The organism is Mycobacterium sp. 852002-51613_SCH5001154 (genome assembly GCF_001667425.1).
Lineage (GTDB): Bacteria > Actinomycetota > Actinomycetes > Mycobacteriales > Mycobacteriaceae > Mycobacterium.
Genome location: NZ_LZII01000006.1, coordinates 25,837 through 49,551 on the forward strand (window position 1 = coordinate 25,837; position 23,715 = coordinate 49,551).

The 23,715-nt window shown below is 65.7% G+C and carries 23 protein-coding genes; 13 read left to right on the plus strand and 10 right to left on the minus strand.

Features of this window, described 5'->3' with window-relative positions; all coding sequences use genetic code 11:
* Positions 1–2: 2 nt before the first annotated feature.
* Together A5750_RS02020 and A5750_RS02025 are read left to right on the plus strand one after the other, a co-directional pair.
* Positions 3–1,061, plus strand: a complete 1,059-nt coding sequence (locus A5750_RS02020) for an acyl-CoA dehydrogenase family protein (protein WP_066957238.1) — start codon at positions 3–5, stop codon at positions 1,059–1,061.
* 14 nt (positions 1,062–1,075) lie between these two features.
* Positions 1,076–2,275 (plus strand): acyl-CoA dehydrogenase family protein, encoded by a 1,200-nt coding sequence (locus A5750_RS02025; RefSeq protein ID WP_066957236.1) that lies wholly within the window; start codon positions 1,076–1,078, stop codon positions 2,273–2,275.
* Between the two features lie 41 nt (positions 2,276–2,316).
* On the opposite strand, the gene A5750_RS25690 is transcribed toward A5750_RS02025, so the two are convergent.
* Together A5750_RS25690 and A5750_RS02030 are read right to left on the minus strand one after the other, a co-directional pair.
* Complete coding sequence (locus A5750_RS25690; RefSeq protein WP_156659752.1) at positions 2,317–2,490, minus strand: hypothetical protein; 174 nt, start codon at positions 2,488–2,490, stop codon at positions 2,317–2,319.
* Between the two features lie 11 nt (positions 2,491–2,501).
* Positions 2,502–3,959: an NAD(P)/FAD-dependent oxidoreductase gene (locus tag A5750_RS02030; protein WP_066957232.1), complete on the minus strand. Its 1,458-nt coding sequence runs from the start codon at positions 3,957–3,959 to the stop codon at positions 2,502–2,504.
* A gap of 206 nt (positions 3,960–4,165) precedes the next feature.
* On the opposite strand from A5750_RS02030, the gene A5750_RS02035 reads away from it, so the two are divergent.
* Entirely contained in the window at positions 4,166–4,543 is a 378-nt protein-coding gene (locus tag A5750_RS02035) for a carboxymuconolactone decarboxylase family protein (RefSeq protein WP_066957230.1), read from the plus strand.
* A 97-nt stretch (positions 4,544–4,640) separates the two neighbouring features.
* Complete coding sequence (gene trxA / locus A5750_RS02040) at positions 4,641–5,015, plus strand: thioredoxin (RefSeq protein WP_066957228.1); 375 nt, start codon at positions 4,641–4,643, stop codon at positions 5,013–5,015.
* 206 nt (positions 5,016–5,221) lie between these two features.
* Here trxA and A5750_RS02045 read toward each other — a convergent pair whose 3' ends face one another.
* The 7 genes from A5750_RS02045 to A5750_RS02075 all read right to left on the minus strand — a co-directional run bounded on the left by A5750_RS02045 (position 5,222) and on the right by A5750_RS02075 (position 12,807).
* Positions 5,222–6,367, minus strand: a complete 1,146-nt coding sequence (locus A5750_RS02045) for a thiolase family protein (RefSeq protein WP_066957226.1) — start codon at positions 6,365–6,367, stop codon at positions 5,222–5,224.
* Positions 6,364–7,581 (minus strand): CaiB/BaiF CoA-transferase family protein, encoded by a 1,218-nt coding sequence (locus A5750_RS02050; protein WP_066957296.1) that lies wholly within the window; start codon positions 7,579–7,581, stop codon positions 6,364–6,366. Before A5750_RS02050 ends, A5750_RS02045 begins: the two co-directional genes overlap by 4 nt.
* A 21-nt stretch (positions 7,582–7,602) precedes the next feature.
* Positions 7,603–8,808 (minus strand): cytochrome P450, encoded by a 1,206-nt coding sequence (locus tag A5750_RS02055; RefSeq protein WP_067260947.1) that lies wholly within the window; start codon positions 8,806–8,808, stop codon positions 7,603–7,605.
* Positions 8,809–8,901: 93 nt separating this feature from the next.
* Positions 8,902–10,554, minus strand: coding sequence for an acyl-CoA synthetase (locus A5750_RS02060; RefSeq protein WP_066957222.1), 1,653 nt, complete (start codon positions 10,552–10,554; stop codon positions 8,902–8,904).
* A gap of 8 nt (positions 10,555–10,562) precedes the next feature.
* The gene (locus A5750_RS02065) at positions 10,563–11,183 is read right to left on the minus strand and encodes a PaaI family thioesterase (RefSeq protein ID WP_066957220.1); all 621 of its coding nucleotides are present in this window, start codon (positions 11,181–11,183) and stop codon (positions 10,563–10,565) included.
* Complete coding sequence (locus tag A5750_RS02070; RefSeq protein WP_066957218.1) at positions 11,180–11,800, minus strand: cysteine hydrolase; 621 nt, start codon at positions 11,798–11,800, stop codon at positions 11,180–11,182. The genes A5750_RS02065 and A5750_RS02070 overlap by 4 nt, the downstream gene beginning before the upstream one ends.
* Complete coding sequence (locus A5750_RS02075) at positions 11,797–12,807, minus strand: Rieske 2Fe-2S domain-containing protein (RefSeq protein ID WP_066957216.1); 1,011 nt, start codon at positions 12,805–12,807, stop codon at positions 11,797–11,799. Before A5750_RS02075 ends, A5750_RS02070 begins: the two co-directional genes overlap by 4 nt.
* A gap of 248 nt (positions 12,808–13,055) precedes the next feature.
* Between A5750_RS02075 and A5750_RS02080 the strand changes: the two genes are divergently transcribed.
* From A5750_RS02080 to A5750_RS02090, 3 genes are read left to right on the plus strand one after another with little or no spacing between them, the layout of a single operon-like run.
* Entirely contained in the window at positions 13,056–14,174 is a 1,119-nt protein-coding gene (locus A5750_RS02080) for a PHB depolymerase family esterase (protein WP_066957214.1), read from the plus strand.
* Positions 14,174–14,554 (plus strand): nuclear transport factor 2 family protein, encoded by a 381-nt coding sequence (locus A5750_RS02085; RefSeq protein ID WP_066957212.1) that lies wholly within the window; start codon positions 14,174–14,176, stop codon positions 14,552–14,554. Before A5750_RS02080 ends, A5750_RS02085 begins: the two co-directional genes overlap by 1 nt.
* Positions 14,551–15,594, plus strand: coding sequence for a TIGR03857 family LLM class F420-dependent oxidoreductase (locus A5750_RS02090; RefSeq protein WP_066957294.1), 1,044 nt, complete (start codon positions 14,551–14,553; stop codon positions 15,592–15,594). The genes A5750_RS02085 and A5750_RS02090 overlap by 4 nt, the downstream gene beginning before the upstream one ends.
* Positions 15,595–15,598: 4 nt before the next feature.
* On the opposite strand, the gene A5750_RS02095 is transcribed toward A5750_RS02090, so the two are convergent.
* Complete coding sequence (locus A5750_RS02095; protein WP_066957210.1) at positions 15,599–17,095, minus strand: acyl-CoA carboxylase subunit beta; 1,497 nt, start codon at positions 17,093–17,095, stop codon at positions 15,599–15,601.
* A gap of 138 nt (positions 17,096–17,233) precedes the next feature.
* Between A5750_RS02095 and A5750_RS02100 the strand changes: the two genes are divergently transcribed.
* From A5750_RS02100 to A5750_RS02125, 6 genes are all read left to right on the plus strand, one after another.
* A complete protein-coding gene (locus A5750_RS02100; protein WP_066957208.1) occupies positions 17,234–18,253 on the plus strand; it encodes an LLM class F420-dependent oxidoreductase in 1,020 nt (339 codons plus the stop codon).
* On the plus strand, positions 18,250–19,485 hold the full coding sequence (locus tag A5750_RS02105; protein ID WP_066957206.1) for a cytochrome P450: 1,236 nt from the start codon (positions 18,250–18,252) through the stop codon (positions 19,483–19,485). Before A5750_RS02100 ends, A5750_RS02105 begins: the two co-directional genes overlap by 4 nt.
* A gap of 49 nt (positions 19,486–19,534) precedes the next feature.
* A complete protein-coding gene (locus A5750_RS02110) occupies positions 19,535–20,356 on the plus strand; it encodes an SDR family NAD(P)-dependent oxidoreductase (RefSeq protein WP_066957204.1) in 822 nt (273 codons plus the stop codon).
* Positions 20,357–20,467: 111 nt separating this feature from the next.
* A complete protein-coding gene (locus A5750_RS02115) occupies positions 20,468–21,124 on the plus strand; it encodes a TetR/AcrR family transcriptional regulator (protein ID WP_066957202.1) in 657 nt (218 codons plus the stop codon).
* Complete coding sequence (locus tag A5750_RS02120) at positions 21,111–21,788, plus strand: hypothetical protein (protein WP_067260949.1); 678 nt, start codon at positions 21,111–21,113, stop codon at positions 21,786–21,788. The genes A5750_RS02115 and A5750_RS02120 overlap by 14 nt, the downstream gene beginning before the upstream one ends.
* A 2-nt stretch (positions 21,789–21,790) precedes the next feature.
* Entirely contained in the window at positions 21,791–23,695 is a 1,905-nt protein-coding gene (locus A5750_RS02125) for a YhgE/Pip domain-containing protein (protein ID WP_067260952.1), read from the plus strand.
* The last annotated feature ends 20 nt before the right edge of the window (positions 23,696–23,715 follow it).

Below are 23,715 nucleotides of genomic sequence, written 5' to 3' on the forward strand. Positions count from 1 at the left end.
CGATGGACCGCTTCGAACTCCGCCGGCTGGACTACAGCCTGTCCGACGACCATGTGGCGCTGCAGGAAGCCTACAAACAGTTCTTCAAGACCCACTGCTCGATCGAAACCGTCCGGGCCGCAGAGCCATCCGGCTTCGACAAGAACCTCTGGGAGCGGTTGTGCGGGATGGGAGCGACCACGATGGCACTTCCGGAGTCATGCGGCGGCGACGGCGCCACCTTGGTCGATCTCACCTTGGTGGCCGAAGAGCTCGGCCGGTCGCTGGCACCCGTTCCGTGGATCGACCATGTGTGCACGGCTCGCCTGCTGGGCCGTCTCGGCGCGCTAGGGGCGCACGCCGCCGGCGTGGCGGATGGCGAACAGCTGGCCGCGCTGGACCCGCGCCTCGACGCCGGACGCGGTCCGCGGTTGATTCCCTCTGGCTCGATCGCCGACCACGTCATCGTCCGCGACGGAGACGAGGTCGTGCGGCTCACCTTCGCCACCCGCCCCGCGAAGGTCGACAACATCGGCCGGCTGCCGATGGCATGGGTTGACCCGGCTGCGGCCGACACCCGTACGGTCGTCGCCGAAGGACCCGATGCCCTGGCGACGTACCGACTGGCGCTCGACGAGTGGCGGCTGCTCACCGCGGCGGCGCTCGTCGGGCTGGTGGAGGAGACCATGACGATCGCGGCCGAGTTCGCCAGGACCCGCTACACGCTGGGCGTGCCCATCTCCACGCTGCAAGCGATCTCGCACCCCCTCGCTAACATGGCCATCACCGTCCAGGGTGGACGGAACCTGGCGCGACGCGCCGCCTGGTTCTTGGACAACGAACCCGACGAGCGGCCCGAATTGGCGCCCTCCGCTTTCGTTTTCATGGCCGAGGAGGCCGCCAAGGCGGCGACCATGGCGGTTCACATCCAGGGCGGACTCGGGGTTTCGTCCGAAGCCGCCGCGACGGCGTATCTGGTGCGCGCCCGGGGATGGCCACTGGCCGGTGGTGATCCGGGCGCCACGGCGCAACGGGTCGCCGAGATCGTGACCGCCCGCGAGGGCGCCGCGCAGCCGGCCTAGGAAGGGACGACATCATGGATTTCTCTCGCGTCGAATTGTCGAACGAGGACAAGGCATTCCGCGACGAAGCGCGCAGTTTCCTGGATACCCATATGACCGAGGAGATCAGGCGTCGGGACCGCGAAACGGGCGACAATTTCGACGAAGGTCTGCACCTGAAGTTCGGCGCGGCAGGCTATCTGGAAGCCGAGTGGAAACCGGAATCCGAAGGAGGGTTCACCCGGGTGCGGCGGCGCATCTGGGAGCTGGAGAAGCGGCGTGCACACGTGCCCTGGGTGACCTGGGGGACGACCGCGATGGTGGCCCGATCGGTGAACAAGTTCGGGTCGCCGCAACTGCGCGACGAGGTACTACCGAAAGTTTTCAGCGGCGAAGTCCGGTTGTGCCTCGGCTACACCGAGCCCGAAGGCGGCTCCGATATCGCCACCTGTAAGACCCGTGCCGTGCGGGAGGCGGATGGATCGAGCTGGGTCATCAACGGCTCCAAGATGTTCACGACCGGTGCCCATAACTGTCAGTACGTCTTCCTGATCACCAACACCGCCCCGGACGCGTCAAAGCACAAGAGCCTGACCATGTTCCTGGTGCCACTGGATTCGCCGGGGATCGAAATCCAGGGAATTCGCACGGTGGATGGCGATCGGACCAACATCGTCTACTACAGCGACGTGCGGGTGGACGACAAGTATCGGCTGGGCGAGGTGAACGGTGGCTGGACCGTGCTGCGCGAGCCGCTCAACGTCGAACACGGCGCTGTCGCCGCCGCCCCCGACGGGCTGCAAGACACCTCAATCATGATGCACCAGGCCGGTTTTCTATCGCAGGCGGTGGATAAGGCCGCGGCGAGCGTGACGCGGCCCGACGGCGACGGGCGCCGGCTCATCGACGACAAATCGGTGGCATACCGGCTGGGCCGCTGCATCGCCCGACTGGAGACGGCGCTGGCCACCCCGAGCATCTTCGGCCGGGTCGCGATCGCGCAAACAATGCGTGACATCGCTCCGGAACTGATGGACATCCTCGGGACCGCCTCAACGCTGCCGTACGGAACCGAAGCGGCAGCCGACGACGGCAGCGCCGAATACGCCTACCGATTCGCCCCGCTGGTGGGGATATATGGCGGCACGCTGGAGGTGTTCCGCAACATGATCGCGCAGTACATGCTCGGTCTCGGCAAGCCGGCTTACGCGTCGCCGGTCAAGAAAGTCTCCTGACCAGCGCGGCCGGGTTGATGTCTCTCGGACCCGGGCGCCCCTCAGCCGTGCCCGTAAATGATCCGCAGCATCTTGAGATTGATACGGATGAAACGTCCGAATTGCACAAAGAGGTTCTGACGCGTCCGCAGGGTTGCCGGGGTGGGCAGCGGTGCATCGGCGATGCGCTCGGCCGTCAGCGCGTTCACGTCCGAGTAGGAGGTTTCGTCGTCCATCGAAGTGCCTTTCATTCGGGGATCAGCCACCAGAATGGGCGGGCTTTAGCCTTGTAGATGAAGAGATAGTGCAGCAGCAGCTTGATCCAGTGGCCGGCCAATCCGAGCTCACCGGAGGTGCCGGCGATGTCGCGACCCGTTTGCGGGTACTTCACCGGATCGGGGACGACCGGGAACATCGTCATGGCGGCGGCCGAACCCTCGCGCAAACCGGTGCCTGCCGAGGCGACGCATGCGGCACCCATGCTCGACATCGAGGCGCGGTGCGCAACTACGGTCGTTCCCTTGGTGATTCGATCGCGGATGGTCTCGGCAACCGTCTTGGCCATGATGCCCGACGGCATGCCGGTGCGCGGTGGACTGGGCGTGATGACGGTCCCGTTGGGACTCGTGCGCGGCCGGGAGATGGGATGCGGGGGCGCGAACGCGATGCCCGGGGCGAAGATGTTGGGATAGGCCGGCGACTCGTAGGTGTACGGCCAATCCTCGGCGGACCATTCGTCATACGGTTTGCCCGAGTAGTCTGCGTCGACCTTCATGAAGCCCGACGGCGCGAACAGAACGGAGTTGATGTCGTTGCCGTCCTTGTCGTATGCCATCAGTGCGGCTCCCCTGAACGGAGGCAGGAGCATGGCGAAGTCGAAATCCAACTCGTGCTCTCTGCCGTCGAGTTGCTCGTAGCGCAGCTTGCCGTCCATCACCTCGTGCACGGCAGCTTGCGTGATCGCTTTGACGCCGCGCTCGCGGAACAGCGATTCCGTCCACAGCCGGCTGGACTGCACGAAGCCCTTCTCGACGAAGCTCATGCCGCCGACGCCGAAGTCGCCCAGTTCGTACTCGTTGGTGAGGTAGACGACGTCCGCCAGGTCTCGCACGCCCTTGGCCCGCAACGTGTGCTCGACGTTGAAGGCGTACTCGAACGCCGCGCCCTCGCAGGTGCAGGTGCCGTGTCCGACGCCGATGACCAGCCGCTGTTTCTCGCCGGCCTTCAACCTGGCGATGACCCGGTCGAGCGCCTCGGCCGCCTCGACGGCGTGGGCCGCGGTGCACACCGAGTAAGAGTGGCCTGCGGGGCCGAGCCCGGGGGTAGCCGCGAAATTCAGGCGCGGTCCGGTCGCGTTGATGAGGTAGTCATACGTAATGGTGCCGCTCTGACCGTCGCGCTCCTCGTCGGTGTAGGTGAAGTCCACCGATGGCGCCGGCTGATCTTTGGTGCCCTCCGGATGGATCGCGGTGGCAAGCGCTTGGTGAAACACGATGCCCTTGCGGCGGTAGATGGGTTCGAGCGGAATGAGCACCTTGGCGGGATCCATGCGGCCCACTCCGACCCAGATGTTGGACGGGATCCAGTTCCAGTCGGCGTTGGGTGAAATCACGACGACTTCGTGACTGCGGCCCAGCCATCGGCGAAGGTGTAGCGCGGCGGTATGCCCGGCGATACCAGCGCCGAGGATGACGACTCGTGCCATTGATGCTCCTCTATGTCGTGCGCCGGCATCGCCGCACGACATGGTTGCCGCCGTGCGGGAACGCCAGGCGCTCCGAGGCCAGATTGCGCTCCGCGATGACGCGTTTCTAGGGCCGATGGACTCTATTGGGGGGAGGAATATGTGCGCCGAAGGAAAAATCAGTCGCATCGAGTAATACCCCTACCCGTATAGGTATTATAGCTCTTATGACCGAACACAACCACTACCAACAGGTGCTGGACGACCTCAACCCTCAGCACCGCGCCCTGCGCAAGATGATCCCCGACGTGTACCGGGGTTTCGCCGAGATGAGCAGCGGCGCACTGACCTCAGGAGCCTTGGACAAGAAGTTCAAGGAGCTGATCGCGATGGCGATCGGGGTCGTCGCCGGATGCGATGGCTGCATCGCCTCCCACGCTCAGGGGGCGGCCCGTGCCGGAGCATCCAAGGAAGAGGCCGCCGAGGCGATCGGCGTCAGCATTCTCATGCACGGTGGTCCGGCGACGATCTACGGTGCGCGCGCGTACAGCGCATTTTGCGAATTCGCTGACGGGACCGCGGGCACCGCTGAACCGACGCAATAAACGGGCACTATCGCGTTCGGTCCGTAATCAGCCCAGCTTGCTGGACCCGCTCAGGTCTGGATCCGATCCTCACCTGAAACTCTCGAAAGGAGCAATTATGATCGTCAAGTCACTGACCGCCGCCGACTTCGAGTCGACGGTACTCGCAAGTCCGATTGTGCTCGTTGACTTTTGGGCCCCATGGTGTGGGCCATGCCGGGCTTTCGCGCCCGTCTTCGAACGGTCCGCGCAGACCCACCCGGATATCGTGTACGCCAAGGTGGACACCGACGCCGAGCGCGAACTAGCCGCGACGGTAGGCATCCGCTCAGTGCCGACGATCATGGCGTTCCGCGATGGAATCCTCGTTTACAGTCAGCCGGGAGCGATGTCACCAGCCGTGCTGGACGATTTGATCGATCAGGTCAAGCGTCTTGACATGGCGCAGGTCCGTGCCAAGATCGCACAGCGAAAAGCTGCGGTGAAGGCGTAATGGCGCAATCGGTTCGCCCTCAACGGTAGGGAAGCAACCATGTGTTACCCCGTGAGCTGCGGGCGCTGCGGCAAGATCACCTGGGCGGGATGTGGGGCGCACGCCGAGAGCGTGATGAAACGGGTGCCCGCCGATCAGCGATGTGCCTGCCGCCAGAGCGTCGCCAGATAGTGCCCGGGCCCCGTCCCGAGGTCGGCAAACTGCGCTCAGAGAGTCAGGATCGTTGCCGCGGCGGTGCCCGGTGCGCCGTATAGCTGAGCGAAGCCCACGCGCGGCTCACCCGTTACCTGGCGATCGCCGGCCTGGCCGCGAAGTTGTCGCACCAGTTCGTGGATCTGCCGCAGACCCGAAGCCCCGATCGGCTCGCCGTTCGCAATGAGCCCGCCGTCGGTGTTGACCGGCATCGATCCGCTGATTTCGGTTGCGCCGTCGGCCAATAGCTTTTCCTGCTCGCCGTCGGCGCAGAACCCGCATTCGGCCATGTGAATGATCTCCGCGCCGGCGTCGGTGTCCTGCAGTTGGATGACGTCGACGTCCTGCGGTGCCACGCCCGCTTTCTCGAACGCGGCGCGCGACGCGTACACAGTCGGGGAGACGTCCTCGTCGACCGGAGCGAAGGTGGTGTTGACCTCGTAGGCGCCATATCGACGGGTGCGCACCTCGACCGCCCGCAGGAAAATCGGCGTCGCGGTATAGCGGTGCGCGATGTCCGCGCGGCACATCACCACGGCCGCGGCCCCCTCGTCGGGTGCACAGAACATGTACTGCGTGAGTGGGTAGTTCAGCATCGCGGAGTTGAGGATGTCGTCTTCGGCGATAGGCTTGCGGCGAAACGCATTGGGGTTCAACGCCCCATTGCGAAAGTTCTTCGCGGCCACCTTCGCCAGTGTCTGCTGCGAGATGCCGTGATCGTGCAAATAGCGGTTGGCCTTCATGCCGAAGAACTTTGTCGTCAGGTACTGGCCGTTCTCGGCGTACCACCGAGGCATCCCCACCAGGGCGGGGTCCTCGGTGAAGGCACCGCGCGGGTGCTTGTCCAGACCGATGGCGATCCCGATGTCGTAGTCGCCCAGCCGGATGCCGTCGGCGCACGCCTTGGCGGCGCTGGCGGCGGTCGCGCACGCGTTGAACACGTTGGTGAACGGGATGCCCGATAGTCCGACCATGGCGACGATCGCGTCGGGATTGGCCACGGTCCAGCTGCCCCCCGTGGCGGCTTGGATGTCCTTCCACTCGATGCCCGCGTCGGCGACCGCGAGATGGATGGCGCCAGCGGCCATCTCCATCGCGGACTTGCCCTCGAAGCGGCCGAACGGGTGCAGGCCGACACCGATGACCGCGACGTCATTCACGCAATGGCTCCCGAGTCCTTCAGTTCCTCGATGCGGTCCCAATCCATGCCCAGTTCCATCAGCACGATCTCGGTGTGCTCGGAGGCCTGGGGCGCCCGCGTGGTGACCAGCGGCTCGTGGTTGAACTGCACGGGGCCGCGCACGACGCGGAAAGGCTTTCCGCCGCTGGCGAGTTCGACCTCGCTGACCATGTCGTTGGCAAGGGCCTGCTCGTCGTCCACCAGGTCGAGCAGGCTCTGGAACGGCGCCCACTGACCCTTCATCGTTTTCAGGTGCTGCCGCCAGTACTCGAAGGGCTTGCCGGCGAAGGCCTTTGCGATCAGTTCGGCGGCCGCGTTGGCATTCTGGATCAGCGGGAGCACGTCGGAGAAGCGGGGATCGTCGGCCGCCTCGGGGATGCCGAGATGCTCGAACGTGTCGCGGATCAAGCCGGTCGGGCTGATGATGCACAGGTTGATGGTGCCGCCATCGGAGGTCTCATAGTTGCCCATGAAGGGGTTCACCGACATCGCGGTGGCGGAGCCCGGCATGGGAGTGCGCATCACCTGCCCGGTCTCCATGCCCTGCGTCACGCTCGCCCCCGCCGCCCACCAGGCCGTGCTCAGCAACGACACGTCGAGCTCGAGGGCTTCTCCGGTGCGCTCGCGATGCAGCAGCGCCGCCGAGATGCCGCCGGCGATGAACATGCCGCCGATGGAGTCGCCGAACGCGGGAATGCCTTGCCCCAGTGCGCCGCCCAGCTCCTCGGGCGTCAGCGCGTACCCGATGCCGCTGCGCGTCCAGAACGCCGTCCCGTCATAGCCACCGACGTCGCGCTCGGCGCCCTTGTCGCCGTACGCCGAACCGCGCGCATAGACGATGTTCGGGTTCACCGCGCGAATGTGCTCCACGTCGAAGTTGTGCTTCTGCCGCTGCGCGGGCATGTAGTTGGTGAGGAACACATCGGCGGTCCTGGCCAGTTCGTAGATCACTTCCTGACCGCCCGGCGTGGACACGTCGATCCCCACGCTGCGCTTGCCCCGGTTGGGATGCTCCATCAGCGGGTGCCGCTCCGGATCGAGTTGAATGCCACCCATGTTGATGAAGCCGCGCTGGGTGTCACCTCGCAGCGGGTGCTCGACCTTGATGACGTCCGCGCCCCAGTCGGCCAGGATGGCGCCGGCCGCCGGGACGAAGGTGAATTGCGCAAGTTCCAGGACCCGGAAGCCCGACATCACTTTGACCATTTTCGGACCCTACTTTGCCTTGAACGTCACGGGAAGCGCCGTCGGCGAACGGAAGGGCTGGCCGTGGATGTGTGGGTCGTCGTCCGTGAGCAGCCTGACGTCGGTCATCCGGTCCAGCAGGCATTCGACCGCGACGCGGGTCTCCAGCCGCGCCAGGTGCAGCCCCAGGCACGTGTGCTCACCGGCGGCGAAGGAGATGTGCGGTTGGTGCTTGCGGAAGATGTCGAACTCTTCCGAACGATCCCAGCGCCGTTCGTCGCGGTTCGCCGACCCTATGCACACGCCCACCACCGCGCGTGCCGGAATCTCGACTCCTTCGAGTTGGGTGTCCTCGGTGGTGAATCGCTGCACGGTGGTGAGCGGCGTCTCGAAGCGCAGCCCTTCCTCGATCGCCTGGGGCAGGAGTTCGCGATCGGCCTGCACCGCGTCGAACTGGTCCGGGTGGGTGAGCAGCAGGTACAGCAGGTTGCCCGACGACCGGTACGTGGTTTCCAAGCCGGCCGGCAGCAGCAGCCGCAGGAAGGAGTAAATGGCTTCGTCGCTTAGCTTTTCGCCGTCGATCTCGGCGGTGACCAGATCGCCGATGATGTCCTCGGTGGGCTGGGATTTGCGCTGTTCGATCTGCTCGACGAAGTAGTCCTTGAGCGCCGCCGACGCCTCGAACGCGCTCTCGTAGTCGACGTGGTAGCTGATCAATTGCACGGCGCGCTTGCGGAACATCGGCAAGTCGTCGGCCGGCAACCCGAGCAGTTGGGCGATGACGCGGGTGGGGAATTCGAAGGTGAAGTTGCGGACTAGGTCTGCTGCACCGCGGGCGATGAATTCGTCGATCAGCGCGTTGCAGATCGGCCGCACGATGGTGTTCTCCCAGCGGGCCAGCGCCTTGGACTTGAACGCCGCGGACACCAGGTTGCGATGGTCGCGATGCTTCTTTCCCTCCATCGCCAGGATGGTCGGCCCCATGAAGAGGCCGATCGTCTTGTCGTACGGTGCGGAGCTGAACACTCGGCCGTCCCGGAACACCGTATTCACCGCGTCGAAGGACACCGCGGAGTACTCCCGCTTGGGCATGAGCGACTCGGGCGTCTTGGAGTAGTCCATGACCGTCCCGCGGAACACCCCGGATTCGCGGCGCTTTCGCGCGAAGAACGGGTAGGGATCACGCAGGCTGACGGTCCGGCCGTCGGCACCGGCGGCGTGAACGTTGGTCGTCACCTTGGCTCTCCAGCATCTTCTGCGTGAATGGCATGCCCTTGCGTAAGATCGTACTGTAATTCTTACAGTAGACAATATGGGCGTGCCCGCCGGTCAGCCGTTTACCGCCTGCTCGCGCGCCCACCGGTAGTCGGCCTTGCCCGACGGACTGCGCTCGATTGCCGCGCGGAACACGATCGCCTTGGGAAGTTTGTAGCGGGCCAGCGATTGCCCGGCGTGGGCGACCAACTCCTCGGCGTCGGCGCGGGCACCCTCGGCCAGTGCGACGACGGCCACGACCTCCTGGCCCCACCGCTCACTGGGACGTCCGGCGACCACCACGTCGGCCACTGCGGGGTGCGACGCGATGGCGGTCTCGACCTCCTCGACGAAGATCTTTTCGCCGCCCGAGTTGATCGTCACGGAATCGCGGCCCAGCAGTTCGACAGAGCCATCGGCGCGGTGGCGGGCCCGGTCACCCGGGATCGCATACCGGACCCCGTCGATGACGGGAAATGTCTTGGCGGTCTTGGCCGCATCGCCCTTGTAGCCGAGCGGAACGTACCCGCGCTGCGCGAGCCAGCCCATTCCGTCGTGACCCGGGTCCAGGATCGAGGCCAAATCTTCGGCAGCCACGAACGTGTCCGGTCCCGCGGTGAAGGTGCCGGTCGAAACCGCTCCCGACATCGACATGTGGTGCATCTGCGCGCCGGTTTCCGAGGATCCGACACCGTCGACGACGACGGCATTAGGCAGGACTTCGATCAACCGCTGCTTGACGAACGGGGTGAGCAACGCGCCCCCGTTGGCGACCACGGCCAACGACGACACGTCCGCGATCCCTTTCTCGATGGCGGCGACCAACGGGCGGGCCATCGCATCACCGACCACCGTCACCACGGTCACCCGCTCGCGCTCGATGGTGCGGACGACCTCTTCGGCGTCCAGACGGTCAACGACCGACGGGAAGACGACGGATTGTCCGGTCGTGATCGCCGTCATCACGCTCCACTGAGCCGCGCCGTGCATCAGCGGCGGCAGGATCATCAGCTTGGTGCCGGGGCCCGCGGCGACCCCCGCCGCGATTTCGTCGACGGATCCGAACGGCTCCCCGGTCATCAGGTTGCGCCCGCCGAAGGACGTCATGAAGATGTCGTGCTGGCGCCACAGCACACCTTTCGGCATCCCCGTCGTGCCGCCCGTGTACAGGACGTACAGATCGTCGGGCGAAGGCTGTACCGGTGGTGGCTCCAGCGTGGAAGACGCGATAATGCTCTCGTAATCCACTGCGCCGTAGATCAATTCGTTGCCGGAGTCATCGGCGATCTGGATCAGGACGCGCAGCTGGGGCAGGTCCGGCAAGATCTCGGCCACCCGCGGCGCGAACGTGGCGTGGTAGATCAGCGCGGTCGCCCCGGAATCCGCCAAGAGATACTGCAGCTCGCTCTTGACGTAGCGGAAGTTGACGTTGAACGGGGCGACTCTGGCCTGAAACGCGCCCAGCAACGCCTCGACGAATTCGTTCCCGTTGTAGGCGTAGATGCCGAGCAGGTCCTGGCCGGCCTCATGGCCGGGAATCGCGGAGCGTTCGGTGTGGCACCCCAGCCCACGGGAGTGCAGGTACGCGGCGAGGCGGTGCGACCGTTCGAGCACTTCTACGTAGCTGTACCGCCGTCCGCCCTGGATCAGCAGCTCCCGATCGGGAATCGCGGCCGCGACGGCCGCCGCGACGGCGGGAACCGTGAATTGTGTTGCTGTGTCGGACATTAGGCCTCTCACGGCTGGTGGGGTAGCAGGCGAACCATCAAGCCGTTGGCTTCGCTGAGCAAGGTTCCATTGCCGGCTGTCATAGTAGCGTCAATGAAAACTTTCCTGCCGTCGATGGCGGAGATTTGTCCCTGGGCGGTCAGCGGCTCGTCGATCGGGGTGATGTTGCGGTAATCGACGTGCAGGTATGCGGTCCGGGTGGGTGGCGTGCCCGCTGTGGAGACCACCATCCCGAACAGCCAGTCGTAGAACAGCGGGATCATGCCGCCGTGCACGGCCCGGTTCCCGCCAATGTGGGCGGTGGTGAAATGGCCCGCCATAGTCACGCCATCGGGACATGACTCGGTGACCATCCAGGGCGGCATCAAGGGATGGGCCAACCCGGGCAGGCTCAGCACTCGGCCGGCTACCGACTCGGTCTCCGGAACCTGGTGGCCGTTCAGCAGCGCGCATGCGTTCTCCAGGTGCACGGTCGCGGCGGCCCAAAGCGCGGGGTCAGGCTTGGTGGACACGGTCAGGTCCTGCAGGCGGCGCAGCGCGGCGACGAAGGGCCCCAGTTCCTCGGGAGCGTCCTCGACTGGTTTGACGTCGGGGAACCCGCCGCGAACTCCGGGTGCGGTGTCGGTCATCGCTGCGTCCACACGTCGAGCAGCTCTTCGGTGGTGGTAATGGTCGCAAGCAGGGACAGGGTGTTGGCGATGATGGCCTCTCCATATTCGGTGGGTATGCCGGCGACCGCATCGCGGGGCACGATGACGCGGTAGGCGGCGTTGACGGCGTCCATGACGACATTGGGGATGGCGATGTTCAGCGACACCCCGACGACAACGATGGTGGAGACCCCCAGATTGCGCAGTATCGCGTCCAGGTCCGTGCCGCCCATCGGCCCGACGCCGTGCCAGCGGCTCAGCACCAGATCGTCGGGCTCGGGGCCCAATTCGGGGAGCAGGGCCGCACCGGGGGTGCCCAGGGTGATGTCAACCTGACCGTGCCCCATGGCGAAGATCTTGGCGTTGTGGTTGGAGCCGAGCCCATCGGGCCGCCGTTGCACCAGGCAGTGCACGACGCGTGCCCCGGCCGCCCGTGCCGCCGGCAACAGCCGCACGATATTAGGCAGGGCGACCCGCCGTGCTTCCTCGGCCAGCATCGCCAGTCCGGCGTTGGGCCCGATGACGGCGCCCTGGCATTCCTGCGTGACGATCGCGGTGTGCTCGGGCGCCGCGACTTCGGCAAGTTTCGCTGTCATGCCGATGCGGACACTTCGGCCGGGACGTCATAGAACTGCTTCGCCCACTTCCGCAGTGCCATATACCCTTTCGCGTCGACCTTGGAAAGCGCCGGATTCTCCACGTACTTTTGGTAGCGCCAGATTTGCAGATCGTCGAAGACGGTGGACAGGAATTGCTGTTCGATCACGTCGCGCAGCTTGCCCTGCGGTACATCGGATGTGTCGCCGGGGACCCGTGGCCACCAGATCGAATAGAACAGGTCCGAACACTCGTCGTCGACCGGCGTGCAGGTGAAGATCAGCCGATGGTTCTGTGCCCCCTCGAAGACGCTGATCGCTCCGCCCAGGCCAAACAGGTGACTGTGGAACCGCAGCGCGAGATCGTCGGGGTTGTCGCTGCGCGCGTCTGGCCATCCCGCGACGAACTGCCACTCGTGGTCGACGATCTTCCAGTCCAGCACCCGCGGCGTCACCGTGGCGTGGTGTACGTATTCGAAATGTGCGCTGTCGGGAGCATTCTCCGCCACGATCTGCGGATGCACCGGCTCGCGTTCGGCGCGCCGAGAGAACTCCGGGTACGCGCGGTAATACGCCGCCGGGTCGGTTTCGAATTGCGGAAATTTCCGGAAGATGTCCGGCATGTCCCACTGCGGCTCCTTGCCTTCCGGCTGGTGCCAGACGAACACGCAGTCGTACTGCTCGCGCACCGGGTACACCCGCAGCCGAAGCGCGCGGTTGGGCCGGTCGGGTTGATAGGGGATGTACCGGTTGGTGCCGTCCGGGCCCCAGCGCCAGCCATGGAAGGGGCATTCGACGCAGTCGCCGAGCACCTTTCCACCGTGGCCGATGTGGGCACCGAGGTGCTTGCAGTGCGCCTCCAGGACGTGTAATTCGCCGGACTCGTCGCGGTAGGCGACCAGATCCTCGCCGAAGTAGTGCAGCGGCCGCACCTCGCCAACCGGGAATTCGGGCGACCACCCGACCATGAACCACCCGGTGACCTTCCAGGTGAAGGGCACTTTCACGCCGAAGCCTCCGATTGCCTGATACTAAGTCCGTTACAGTATAGATTTCAGCAGTCCAGCCTGTGCACGGCAAGGAGCGAAATGACGGAGGCGGCTGACGAGCCGGAAGCTTTCCGGCCGTTCGAAGGCGCACTGCTGCCGATGCCCGGGCACCAAGGATGCCGAGTCTTGGCGCGATGTGTTCCCAGCGCCGCGACGAAATCGCGGCCGGCGGACGCGCCGGTTTCAAGCTGGCGTAGGTGACTGAAATGTCGAAGGTAACGCAAGGCCTGGGTCTCGCCAGGGACGTGACCCGCGAACTCGGCATGTTGGTGCCCCGTACGGTCGCCGGCCTGAACCAATCGACGCGCTGGGTTCCAGCGTCGCCACGCGGGCTACGCCAGTTCGGCGAGGTGATGCTGGACGAGCTTGTCCTGAGCGGGTTTTCGTTATTGGGCGGGACTCCCGCGGGCATCCGGTCGCTCCATGGCTGCACCACCGCTGCCGAAGAATTGGCCGCCCTGGGTATCGACCGTGCGCACGCCGAGCCGAGACCGTTGCGGGCGACCTCGGTGGGGCGGCGCCGCATCGGCAACCTCGCGTATGAACGGATGGCATTCGAACATGACCCGGCGTTGCCGGAATCCCTTGCGGCCGAGGGGCTGGGCGGGCCGGCGCGAGCGGTGGTGCACCTGTGCCGGCACCCCGATGGCCCGAGGCCGTGGCTGATCTGGGTGCACGGCGCCGGTCAGGGCGGCACCGAAGACCTGCTGCTGAGTCGCATCGGCCGCATACACCACCAACTCGGGTTCAACGTCGCACTGCCGGTGCAGCCCGGTCACGGCTGCCGACGCCGGGAGTGGCCCGCCTACCCGGACATGGACCCATTGGGCAACGTCGCCGGCATGATGCGTTCGGTGTCCGAGATCCGCGCGGTGGTGCGCTGGGCGCGGCCGCAGGCCAGTGCCGTTGTGGTAGCGGGGATTTCAATGGGAACCCCGGTCGCCGCGCTGGTTTCGCACCTGGAAAGGCAGGTGGAGGCGGTTGCGCTGTACACGCCGATACTGGGACTCAACGCGATGATTGCCCGGCACTTGGGGCGCTGGGGGGCCTCCCGCGACGGCTTCCGCGACCTGCTGGCGTCTCCGGAGGTAGTTAAGCTGACCTCGGTGATCGATCCGCTGCGGGTGGACCCCGCGCCCCCGCCGCATCGCCGGCTCATCGTCGGCGCGTGGCATGACCGGATGGCGATGCGCGATCCCGCGGTCGAGTTGCAGGCGCGCTGGGGCGGCCAACTGTACTGGTACGACGGCAGCCACGTCGGGCACATTTTCTCCCGGCGCGTGCAGCGGGTGACCGATCGATTCCTGCGCGAGGTCACCGGCTGATGGGAGCCGCCCGCACGGCCCGCGAAGTCGTCGAACTCTACAACCTCGTCGTCTGGAACGAGCACAACCTGGAGCTGGCCGAGGAGTTGTTCGCCGACACCGTGATCCGGCACGGGGTGGGCGAGGCGCATACGCTGACCCGCGACCAGGCCGTCAGCCGGGTCAAGGACGTCTGGGCGATGTTCGACAAGTTGAGATTCGATCTGAACGTCGTCGCCGCCGGAGACGACGGCGAGCATGTCGCGATCGTCTACGACTCGTCGATGACAACCAAGGACGGCGCCGAGAGCAACGTCGCCAGCATCGAGGTGTTCCGCGTCGTCGACGGGAAGATCGCCGAGGTCTGGAATTGCGGCTATCAGCAAGGAGTTTGGAGTTGAGCGATCGCACGCTTGATGAATTGGGTTACTACTTGCTGGCTGGTGCCGGCGGGGAAGGCCCGGCAACACTGGTCGACGAGGCCCGCCGGGGCGAGGAGCTGGGTCTCGGCACCGCGTTCATCTCCGAGCGCTGGAACGTCAAGGAGGCGTCGTCGCTGACGGGGGCAGCGTGCGCCGTGACGACCCGGATGCAGATCGCCACCGCCGCAACCAATCACAACACCCGCCATCCGCTGATCACCGGGTCGTGGGCCACTACCATGCACCGGCTCTCCCGCGGGCGCTTCACGCTGGGGATCGGCCGGGGAATCGCGGCGATCTACGGGGCGTTCGGCATACCGGCGGTCACCACCGCGCAGATGGAGGACTGGGCACAGGTCATGCGGCGCCTGTGGCGCGGCGAGCTGATCTTCAACCACGATGGGCCGATGGGCAAATACCCGATCCTGTTCCTCGACCCCGACTTCAACGAGCAAATCCGGTTGGCGCTGGTGGCTTTCGGACCGAAGACACTCGAACTCGGGGGACGCGTGTTCGACGACGTCATCCTGCACACCTATTTCACCCCCGAGACGCTGCAGCGCTGCGCGAAGACGGTGAAGGCCGCGGCCGAAAAGGCCGGCCGCGACCCGGACAGCGTGCGGGTGTGGTCGTGCTTTGCGACCGTCGGCGACCACCTTCCCGAGGAGCTGCGGCTGAAGAAGACGGTCGCGCGCCTGGCCACCTATCTGCAGGGCTACGGCGACTTGATGGTGCGGACTAACAACTGGGATCCGGCTGTGCTGCAACGCTTCCGGGACGACCCGGTGGTGACGTCGATCGCCGGCGGGATCGACCACAAGGCCACGGCCGAGCAGATCGAGCACATCGCGACGTTGATCCCCGACGAGTGGCTGGCGCCGTCGGCTACCGGGTCTGCCCGGCAATGCGCGGATCGCGTGCGCAAGGAATTCGACTACGGGGCCGACGCGGTGATCATGCACGGCGCGACACCGGACGAACTCGAGCCCGTGATCGCGGCCTATCGGGGGAGCGCTTAGCCCGTTAAGGCATGATGACGGTCCGGCTGACCGGTTCGGCGGCGGCCTGCCGGCTGGACAGTCCACGAAGCAGTGAACTGAGTAAGGCATCACGGGTTTCGCGGGGATCGATCAATTCGTCGAATCCCAGATGTTCGGCCGAGCGATAGGACGCCTGCAGCTCGGCGTCACGCAGCTTCGCGGCGATGTCCTCACCGGCATGCGTCGCCCGGCCCAGCGCGGCGGCGCTCATGGCGCCCATGGTCGCGCCCGGATAAGCGAAGGTCGCGCTCTGGTGATCGAAACCCAACAGCGACATGACCATCGAGCCGAATCCGTATGCCTTGCGCAAAGTGACGTGCAACTTGACCGTGGTCGCCGCCGTCTGCGCGGCGAACATCCGCGCACCGGCGCGCAGCACGCCGCTGCGCTCGGACCGACTACCTGGCAGCATGCCGGGGTTATCGGCGAGGAACACGATGGGCAGATGGAAAGAGTCGGCCACCATGATGAAATGTGCCGCCTTGTCCGCCGCGTCGGCGTCGATGGAGCCCGCGAGCACGTTGGGCTGGTTCGCGACAACCGCGACCGGGTGGCCACCGAGATGGGCCAACGCGCAGATGATCGCCTTGCCGTACTGCGGCTGGACTTCGAACCAGTCGGGCCGGTCGAAGACCACGTCCAGCACGGCACGCATGTCGTAGACGCGGCGGTTGTCGCGAGAGACGATGTCGAGTAGTTCGGGCGTCGCACGTGGCTCGCTGTCCCCGTCCGGCGGCAACTGCGCCGGGTACGACCACGCGCTCGGCGGGAAGTACGACAGGTAGCGCCGAATATCGTCGATCACGGCTTCGTCGTCGTCGGCGACGTTGTGGATCACGCCGCTCGGCACGGCGGTGCCGGGGCCGCCGAGGTCCTCCTTCGAGATCTCTTCTCCGGTGGACTCTTTGACGACCGGCGGTCCGGCGGTGAAGATCGCGCCCTGAGCGCTCATGATCCGGAAGTCGCAGACCGGGGCGACGAGGGCGCCGTGTCCGGCCGAGGGGCCGAGTACGGCGGCGACGGTCGGTACCCGGCCCGAGCACTGCGCCTGGGCGAGCAGGTCGGTTGGGGCGCGGCCGTAATGTCCACCGCCAGGGCGAAAGCCGGCGCCTTCGAGCAGCATCACCAGGGGAACCTTGTCGCGCAGCGCGAGTTCGGCGATGCGGTAGCGCTTGGAGTTGCCTCCGGGTCCGATGCTGCCGGCCATGGTGGTGAAGTCCTCCGAGCCCAGCATCACCGGCGAACCGTTGATCAATCCGGAGCCGACGACCAGGCCGTCGGCCGCGATGTCACCGCCGACCAGCGTGCCGATTTCGCGGAAGGTCCCCGGGTCGAGGAGGCGCTCGATGCGCGCCCGCGCATCGAGCTTGCCCTTGCCGCGGTGCTTGTCGAGCCGCTCGGGACCACCCATACCCCACGCGCGCTCGCGGCGCCGCCCGAGATCGTCGAGCGTTTCTCCCCAGTCCTGGGCTTTCGGCATGCCTCTGTCCTACCTCATGGATGGTTCGTCTGGCGAGCAGGCCCGGTGCCGGCGACCCGCCGCGCCCGGCTACGCCGCGCTTGCGGTCGCTACGTCTGCAGGGTCACATACTGGATTGCTTACTGTAAAGTTACCCGCATGCCCGACGCCGCCCGCCTCAAGGTCGACGGGGGCATCCCCAATCAACTCGCCCGGGTGACCGATGCGGCGGTCGCCCTGGAACGCGACGGGTACGACGGCGGCTGGACCGCGGAGACCAGTCACGACCCGTTCCTGCCGCTGCTGCTGGCCGCCGAGCGCACGTCGCGGCTCGAACTCGGCACCAACATCGCCGTGGCGTTCGCCCGCAACCCGATGATCGTCGCCAACATCGGTTGGGACCTGCAGGCGTACTCGAAGGGCCGGTTCATCCTCGGGCTGGGCACCCAGATTCAGCCCCACATCGAAAAACGGTTCAGCATGCCGTGGAGCCATCCCGCGCGCCGGATGCGCGAGTTCGTCGCCGCCCTGCATGCGATCTGGTCGGCTTGGAAAGACGGCGGGAAGCTGCGGTTCGAGGGCGAGTTCTACACGCACAAGATCATGACGCCGATGTTCACCCCGGAGCCGCAACCCTATTCCGCGCCGAGAGTCTTCATCGCGGCGGTGGGCGAGGCGATGACCGAGATGTGCGGCGAGGTCGCCGATGGCCACCTGGGGCACCCGATGGTTTCCAAGCGCTACCTGGACGAGGTCACGATGCCGGCGCTGCTCCGCGGCATGCAGCGAACCGGCAGGAGCCGCAGCGACTTTGAAGTGTCCAGCGAGGTGATGATCGCGACCGGCGAGAACGAGGACGAACTGACGGCCGCCACCGCCGCCGTGCGCAAGCAGATCGCCTTCTACGGGTCGACGCCCGCATACCGCAGGGTGTTGGAACTGCACGGTTGGGGAGACCTGCAGACCGAACTGCACCGCCTGTCCATCGCGGGTGAATGGGACGCCATGGGCTCGCTGATCGACGACGAGGCGCTCGCGGCCTTTGCCGTCGTCGGCCCGGTGGACACCATCGCCGCCGCCCTCAGGGATCGCTGCCACGGCGTCGACCGGGTTCTGCCCATCTTCTTCAACGCCTCCCAGTCCTGTATCACAGCCGCACTGAAGGAGTTTCGCGAGTGAGCACAACCACGGTAGACGAGTCCGCCAACCTGCTGGCGGACCCTTTGGCCTACACCGACGAGCGGCGTTTGCACGCGGCGCTGACGCATTTGCGCGCCAACGCACCGGTGTCGTGGGTCGAGGTGCCGGACTACCGGCCGTTCTGGGCGATCACCAAGCACGCCGACATTATGGACATCGAACGCGAGAACATGCTGTTCACCAACTGGCCCCGCCCCGTCCTGACGACAGCAGAGGGCGACGAGATGCAAGCGGCCGCGGGCGTGCGCACGCTGATCCACCTCGACGACCCGCAGCATCGGGTGGTGCGTGCGATCGGGTCCGACTGGTTCAGGCCAAAGGCGATGCGGGCGTTGAAGGTTCGCGTCGACGAGCTCGCAAAAATCTACGTCGACAAGATGATGGCCGCCAGCCCTGAGTGCGACTTCGTCCAGGAGGTAGCGGTCAATTACCCGCTCTACGTGATCATGTCGCTGCTGGGCCTGCCGGAGGCAGACTTCCCGAGGATGCTCAAGCTGACCCAGGAATTGTTCGGCAGTGACGATTCCGAATTCAAGCGGGGCACCACCAACGAGGATCAGCTGCCCGCCTTGTTCGACATGTTCCAGTACTTCAACGGGGTGACCGAGTCCCGCCGCGAGCACCCCACCGAGGATCTGGCGTCCGCCATCGCCAACGCCCGCGTCGACGGCGAGCCGCTATCGGACATCGACACCGTGTCGTATTACCTCATCGTCGCCACCGCGGGGCACGACACCACCAGTGCGACCATCTCCGGCGGCCTGCAGGCGCTCATCGACAATCCCGACCAGCTCGAGCGCCTGCGCGACAACCTCGATCTGATGCCACTGGCCACCGAGGAAATGATCCGCTGGGTCACCCCCGTCAAGGAATTCATGCGCACCGCCACCGAGGACACCACCGTGCGCGGAGTGCCCATCGCGGCCGGGGATTCGGTGCTGCTGTCCTACGTCTCGGCCAACCGCGACGAGGACGTCTTCGTCGACCCGTTCCGCTTCGACGTCGGGCGCGACCCCAACAAGCACCTGGCCTTCGGCTACGGGGTGCACTTCTGCATGGGCGCGGCTTTGGCTCGCATGGAGGTCAACAGCTTCTTCACCGAGCTGCTGCCCAGGCTCAAATCCATTGAACTGACTGGTGACCCGGAACTCATGGCCACCACCTTCGTCGGTGGCCTCAAACACTTGCCGGTGCGCTACGCGTTGGCGTGACCCAGGAGGCCGTCCCGCCCTGGTTAGACTCCCCGTGGAGGACTAGGCAATGACGCGTAGGACGATTGTCATCACGGGCGCCAGTGACGGAATCGGCGCCGCGGCGGCCCGCCGGCTACACCGCAGCGGCGCGAACGTCGTAGTGGTCGGACGGACCCAAAGCAAGATTGCCGTCATTGCCGCTGAGCTGAACGCCGCTTACTTTGCGGCCGACTTCGCGGACCTGTGCCAAGTGCGGGCCCTGGCGGACAAGATCCGCTCGGAATGCCCGCGCATCGACGTACTGGGCAACAACGCCGGCGGCGTGTTCAGCAAGTTGCGCAACACCGCAGACGGCCACGAGATCACTCTTCAGGTCAACTACCTGGCGCCCTTTCTGCTCACCACCATGTTGCTCGACGTGCTCGTCGCGTCGCACGCCGTCATCGTCAACACGTCGAGCTCGTCGCAGCGGCTGCTCCGCCACGTCACCCTCGACGATTTCGAAACGACCGCCCGGCGCACGCCGAGCACCGCCTACGCGCTGGCGAAACTGGCAAACATCTTGTTCACCAAAGAATTACATCGGCGCTACCACGCCGACGGGCTGTCGGCCGCCGTGGTGCACCCGGGCTTCGTCAACACCAACATCGGTCACTCGTCGGGCTCACGTTTTCTGACGACCATGCAGCGCACCCCGGTCAGCCGCCTCATCAAAACCCCGGACCGGGGTGCCGACCAGCTGGTGTGGTTGGCCTCCAGTACGCCCGGCGTCGACTGGGCATCCGGCGAGTACTACGCGAGGGGCAAAGTCGCGAGGGCCAACCGCGCGGCCGACGATCCCGTGCTCGCGCGGGAGCTGTGGGATCGCGCCTTGGCCAAGGTCACCTAGCCGCGGCACAGACCGCCGAGCGCCACGCCAGCATGGCGGCGCCGAAGCCAGCCGAAAGGCAGCCTGCCTCTGCGTTCGATACCAGGTGGTATCTAACCGATACTGAGGAGTATGCTACTGGTCATGTCGCCTGTCAAGCCGCCCCGAACCCGCCCCACTCGCGACGAGGTCCGCGACCGGATCCTGGACGCGGCGTCGAAGGTATTCGCCGCCGAAGGGTTCGCCGGTGCCACCATCGACGCGATCGGGCAGGCCGCGGGCTTCACCAAGGGCGCGGTCTATTCGAATTTTGAGTCCAAGGACGAACTGGTCCTGGCCCTCCTCGACCGCCAGTTCGAGCTTCGTGGCGAGCAGATTGCGACAGCGCTGGACAGCAGCGGCGGCGACATCGGCGCGGCCGCACGCGAATTGAGTAGATCGGTGCTTGACACGGTTCGCGACCATTCCGACTATTACGTGTTGTTCGTCGAGTATTGGCTGCGCGCCCAGCGTGACCCCCAATTGCGCGAGCGCCTCATCGAACGCCGCCGCGCCGCCGCCGCCGACCAAGCGCTGCACATCGTCAGATCGACCGCCTCCGAGGCGTCGGATCGGGAGCTGGTCGACGTCGCCCAGCTCGTCGTCACGATCAACCTCGGTATCGCGATGGAAGAGATCCTGCGCCCTGGGGCCATGAACCCCGATCTGCTCGCGCAGCTGATCACCGCAGCGCTGGAATCGGTCCTGGTTTCCGCCGAGCAGGGAGGACCTCACCATGGATACAAATGATGTGCCGGATGCTGAAGCGCCGGTGATCACCGCCCACGGTTTAGGCGTCGACGGCGAGCACGGCCCCCTCTTCTCGGATATCGATCTCGCGCTCACACCGGGTTTCCACGCGATTCAGATGCCCGGCGGACCTGGCCAGACCACGCTCCTGCTGACGCTCGCGGGACGTTTCAAGCCGACCCGCGGCACACTGACCGTCCTCGGCGAAACAACCGCGCGCGCCATCCGCCGGCACTGCTCGATCGCGGCCTTCGAAGACATTGACGACCTGGAGGAATCGGTGACCGTGGGCACCGTGCTCGCCGAGCAACGCCGGTGGTTGGCGCCGTGGTATTCATCGGTGCCGCTGCAATCGGGGCCGGCCGAGCTGACCGAGGTTTTCGGCGAAATGCCCGCACCGTCCCCCGACACCTACATCGTTGAATTGTCGGACCTGGAACTGTTCTTGCTGCGAATCACGCTGGCGTTGCTATCGCATCGTCCGATCCTGGTGGTCGGTGACCTCGAGCAGGTTCGTGACAATTCCCGGCGAGCGATCGCGGCCGACAGGCTCGGCGTGATCGCGAAGCAGCGCACCGTAGTCGTCGGGGTGACCAACCCGCTTGGCGCGGACGCACCCGACCATGAACTACACGATCACCGCATCGTGACCGGAGAGGACTGAAGATGCTGGCTGGACTCGCCTTCGGCTCGGAGATCAAACGTTTCGGCCGCAGCCGATTGACGCGCGTGGCCATCATCGTGCTGATGCTGCTACCCCTGGTGTATGGGGCGCTGTACCTGTGGGCGTTCTGGGATCCCTTCGGCCACACCAACAAAATGCCGGTGGCGCTGGTCAACTCCGACCGTGGCGCCGTCGTGTCCGGGCAGCAATTCAACGCCGGCGCGGAGATCGCCAAGAGTTTGACCGCGGACGGCGGTTTGGACTGGCACGTCGTGGACTTGGCGGAGGCGCGCAACGGAGTCGACCACGGCAAGTACTACTTCATGGTCGAGTTGCCGCCGGACTTCAGCGCGGCGATCGCATCACCGGTGACCGGTCAACCCAAGAAGGCCAACCTGATCGCCGTCTACAACGACGCCAACAACTACATCTCGACGAGCATCGGTCGCACCGCCATCGGCCAGGTACTCAACGCCGTGTCCAGCCGGATCTCGGGGCAAGCCGTCAATCAGGTGCTGTCGGTGGTGGTTTCGTCGGGTTCGGGTATCAAGCAGGCGGCCGACGGGGCCGCTCAACTCGATGACGGCGCCGGTCAGCTGGTAACCGGTCTGGACACCGCCCGATCCGGCTCGGCAACGCTCGCCGCCGGAGCCAAGCAACTCTCAGACGGAATCAACCAAGCCACCGATCCGCTGCTCGCGGTGACCAAGGCGGTGTCGCAAATCGGCGGCAGCACACAGCAACTGCAACAGGGTGCAACCGCGCTTGCGCAGGCCAACGACCAAATCGGCGCCATCGCCACGGCGCAGGATGCAGCCGCAAACTCGCTCTCATCGGTAATCGATCAGCTCTCCGCACGACAGGATCCGCTGGCAAACAACCTACGCGGCATCCAAGACCAGCTCCGGGGTCACCAGTTCACGCCCCAGATCCGCCAGCAGCTCACCGATGCGCAGAACGCGGCGATCGCCTTGACATCGGGGTTGCGTAGCCCAGGCAGTCCGCTCGGGTCGGCCCTCGACCAGGTGGGCATCAAGGGGCAGGACCTGACGAACAGGCTCACCCAGCTGCGCGACGGAGCCCAGCAGGTTGCCACCGGCAATGCCGAATTAGCCAGCGGCATAGCCAAACTCGACGACGGCGCGCGACAACTCATGACGGGGTCTGCCGAGCTGGCGACCAAACTCGCCGACGGGGCCAAGCAGGTGCCCAACTGGACAACTCAGCAAAAAGATGCGGTCGCCGACACCATCGGTGGTCCGGTAAAACTGGAGGCTTCACACGAGAACGCCGCGCCCAACTTCGGCACCGGCATGGCTCCGTTCTTCCTCACGCTCGCCTTGTTCTTCGGTGCCCTGGTGCTGTGGATGGTGCTGCGCCCCTTGCAGAGCCGTGCGATCGCCGCGGAGGTGCTCGCGATCCGCGTGGTGCTCGCCAGCTATCTACCTGCCGCCGCGATCGCGATATTCCAAGCCATCATCCTTTACTGCGTGGTCCGGTTCGCCCTCGGCGTGCACGCCGTGCACCCGGCGGCGATGCTGGCGTTCATGATGCTGATTTCCGGCGCATTCGTGGCCGCGACGCAGGCGATCAATGCGCTTGTCGGTCCCGCGGTGGGCCGGGTGCTGATCATGGCCCTGCTGATGTTGCAGCTCGTCAGCGCGGGCGGCATGTATCCAGTAGAAACCACGTCACGGCCTTTCCAGATCTTGCACCGATTCGACCCGATGACCTATGGCGTCAACGGACTCCGGCAGCTCATACTCGGCGGCATCGACGCCCGACTATGGCAGGCGATCATCGTCCTGGTTGGGATAACGGCTGTCGCACTGGCGATCTCCTGCCTGTGCGCGCGAAGAGACCGGGTCTGGAATCTCAGCAGGTTGATCCCCGCGATCAAGATGTAGGCAGGCGTTCCGCGTCAACA

What these genes read in the sequence shown, in the direction of transcription:
- trxA (WP_066957228.1), top strand. Translation starts at nt 4,641, where the DNA reads ATGATCGTCAAGTCACTGACCGCCGCCGACTTCGAGTCGACGGTACTC.
- A5750_RS02095 (WP_066957210.1), bottom strand. Translation starts at nt 17,095, where the DNA reads ATGCCGAAAGCCCAGGACTGGGGAGAAACGCTCGACGATCTCGGGCGG.
- A5750_RS02030 (WP_066957232.1), bottom strand. Translation starts at nt 3,959, where the DNA reads ATGGCACGAGTCGTCATCCTCGGCGCTGGTATCGCCGGGCATACCGCC.
- A5750_RS02065 (WP_066957220.1), bottom strand. Translation starts at nt 11,183, where the DNA reads ATGACCGACACCGCACCCGGAGTTCGCGGCGGGTTCCCCGACGTCAAA.
- A5750_RS02035 (WP_066957230.1), top strand. Translation starts at nt 4,166, where the DNA reads ATGACCGAACACAACCACTACCAACAGGTGCTGGACGACCTCAACCCT.
- A5750_RS02115 (WP_066957202.1), top strand. Translation starts at nt 20,468, where the DNA reads ATGCTACTGGTCATGTCGCCTGTCAAGCCGCCCCGAACCCGCCCCACT.
- A5750_RS02060 (WP_066957222.1), bottom strand. Translation starts at nt 10,554, where the DNA reads ATGTCCGACACAGCAACACAATTCACGGTTCCCGCCGTCGCGGCGGCC.
- A5750_RS02025 (WP_066957236.1), top strand. Translation starts at nt 1,076, where the DNA reads ATGGATTTCTCTCGCGTCGAATTGTCGAACGAGGACAAGGCATTCCGC.
- A5750_RS02100 (WP_066957208.1), top strand. Translation starts at nt 17,234, where the DNA reads ATGCCCGACGCCGCCCGCCTCAAGGTCGACGGGGGCATCCCCAATCAA.
- A5750_RS02020 (WP_066957238.1), top strand. Translation starts at nt 3, where the DNA reads ATGGACCGCTTCGAACTCCGCCGGCTGGACTACAGCCTGTCCGACGAC.
- A5750_RS02125 (WP_067260952.1), top strand. Translation starts at nt 21,791, where the DNA reads ATGCTGGCTGGACTCGCCTTCGGCTCGGAGATCAAACGTTTCGGCCGC.
- A5750_RS02080 (WP_066957214.1), top strand. Translation starts at nt 13,056, where the DNA reads ATGTCGAAGGTAACGCAAGGCCTGGGTCTCGCCAGGGACGTGACCCGC.
- A5750_RS02050 (WP_066957296.1), bottom strand. Translation starts at nt 7,581, where the DNA reads ATGTCGGGCTTCCGGGTCCTGGAACTTGCGCAATTCACCTTCGTCCCG.
- A5750_RS02085 (WP_066957212.1), top strand. Translation starts at nt 14,174, where the DNA reads ATGGGAGCCGCCCGCACGGCCCGCGAAGTCGTCGAACTCTACAACCTC.
- A5750_RS02110 (WP_066957204.1), top strand. Translation starts at nt 19,535, where the DNA reads ATGACGCGTAGGACGATTGTCATCACGGGCGCCAGTGACGGAATCGGC.
- A5750_RS02070 (WP_066957218.1), bottom strand. Translation starts at nt 11,800, where the DNA reads ATGACAGCGAAACTTGCCGAAGTCGCGGCGCCCGAGCACACCGCGATC.
- A5750_RS25690 (WP_156659752.1), bottom strand. Translation starts at nt 2,490, where the DNA reads ATGGACGACGAAACCTCCTACTCGGACGTGAACGCGCTGACGGCCGAG.
- A5750_RS02120 (WP_067260949.1), top strand. Translation starts at nt 21,111, where the DNA reads ATGGATACAAATGATGTGCCGGATGCTGAAGCGCCGGTGATCACCGCC.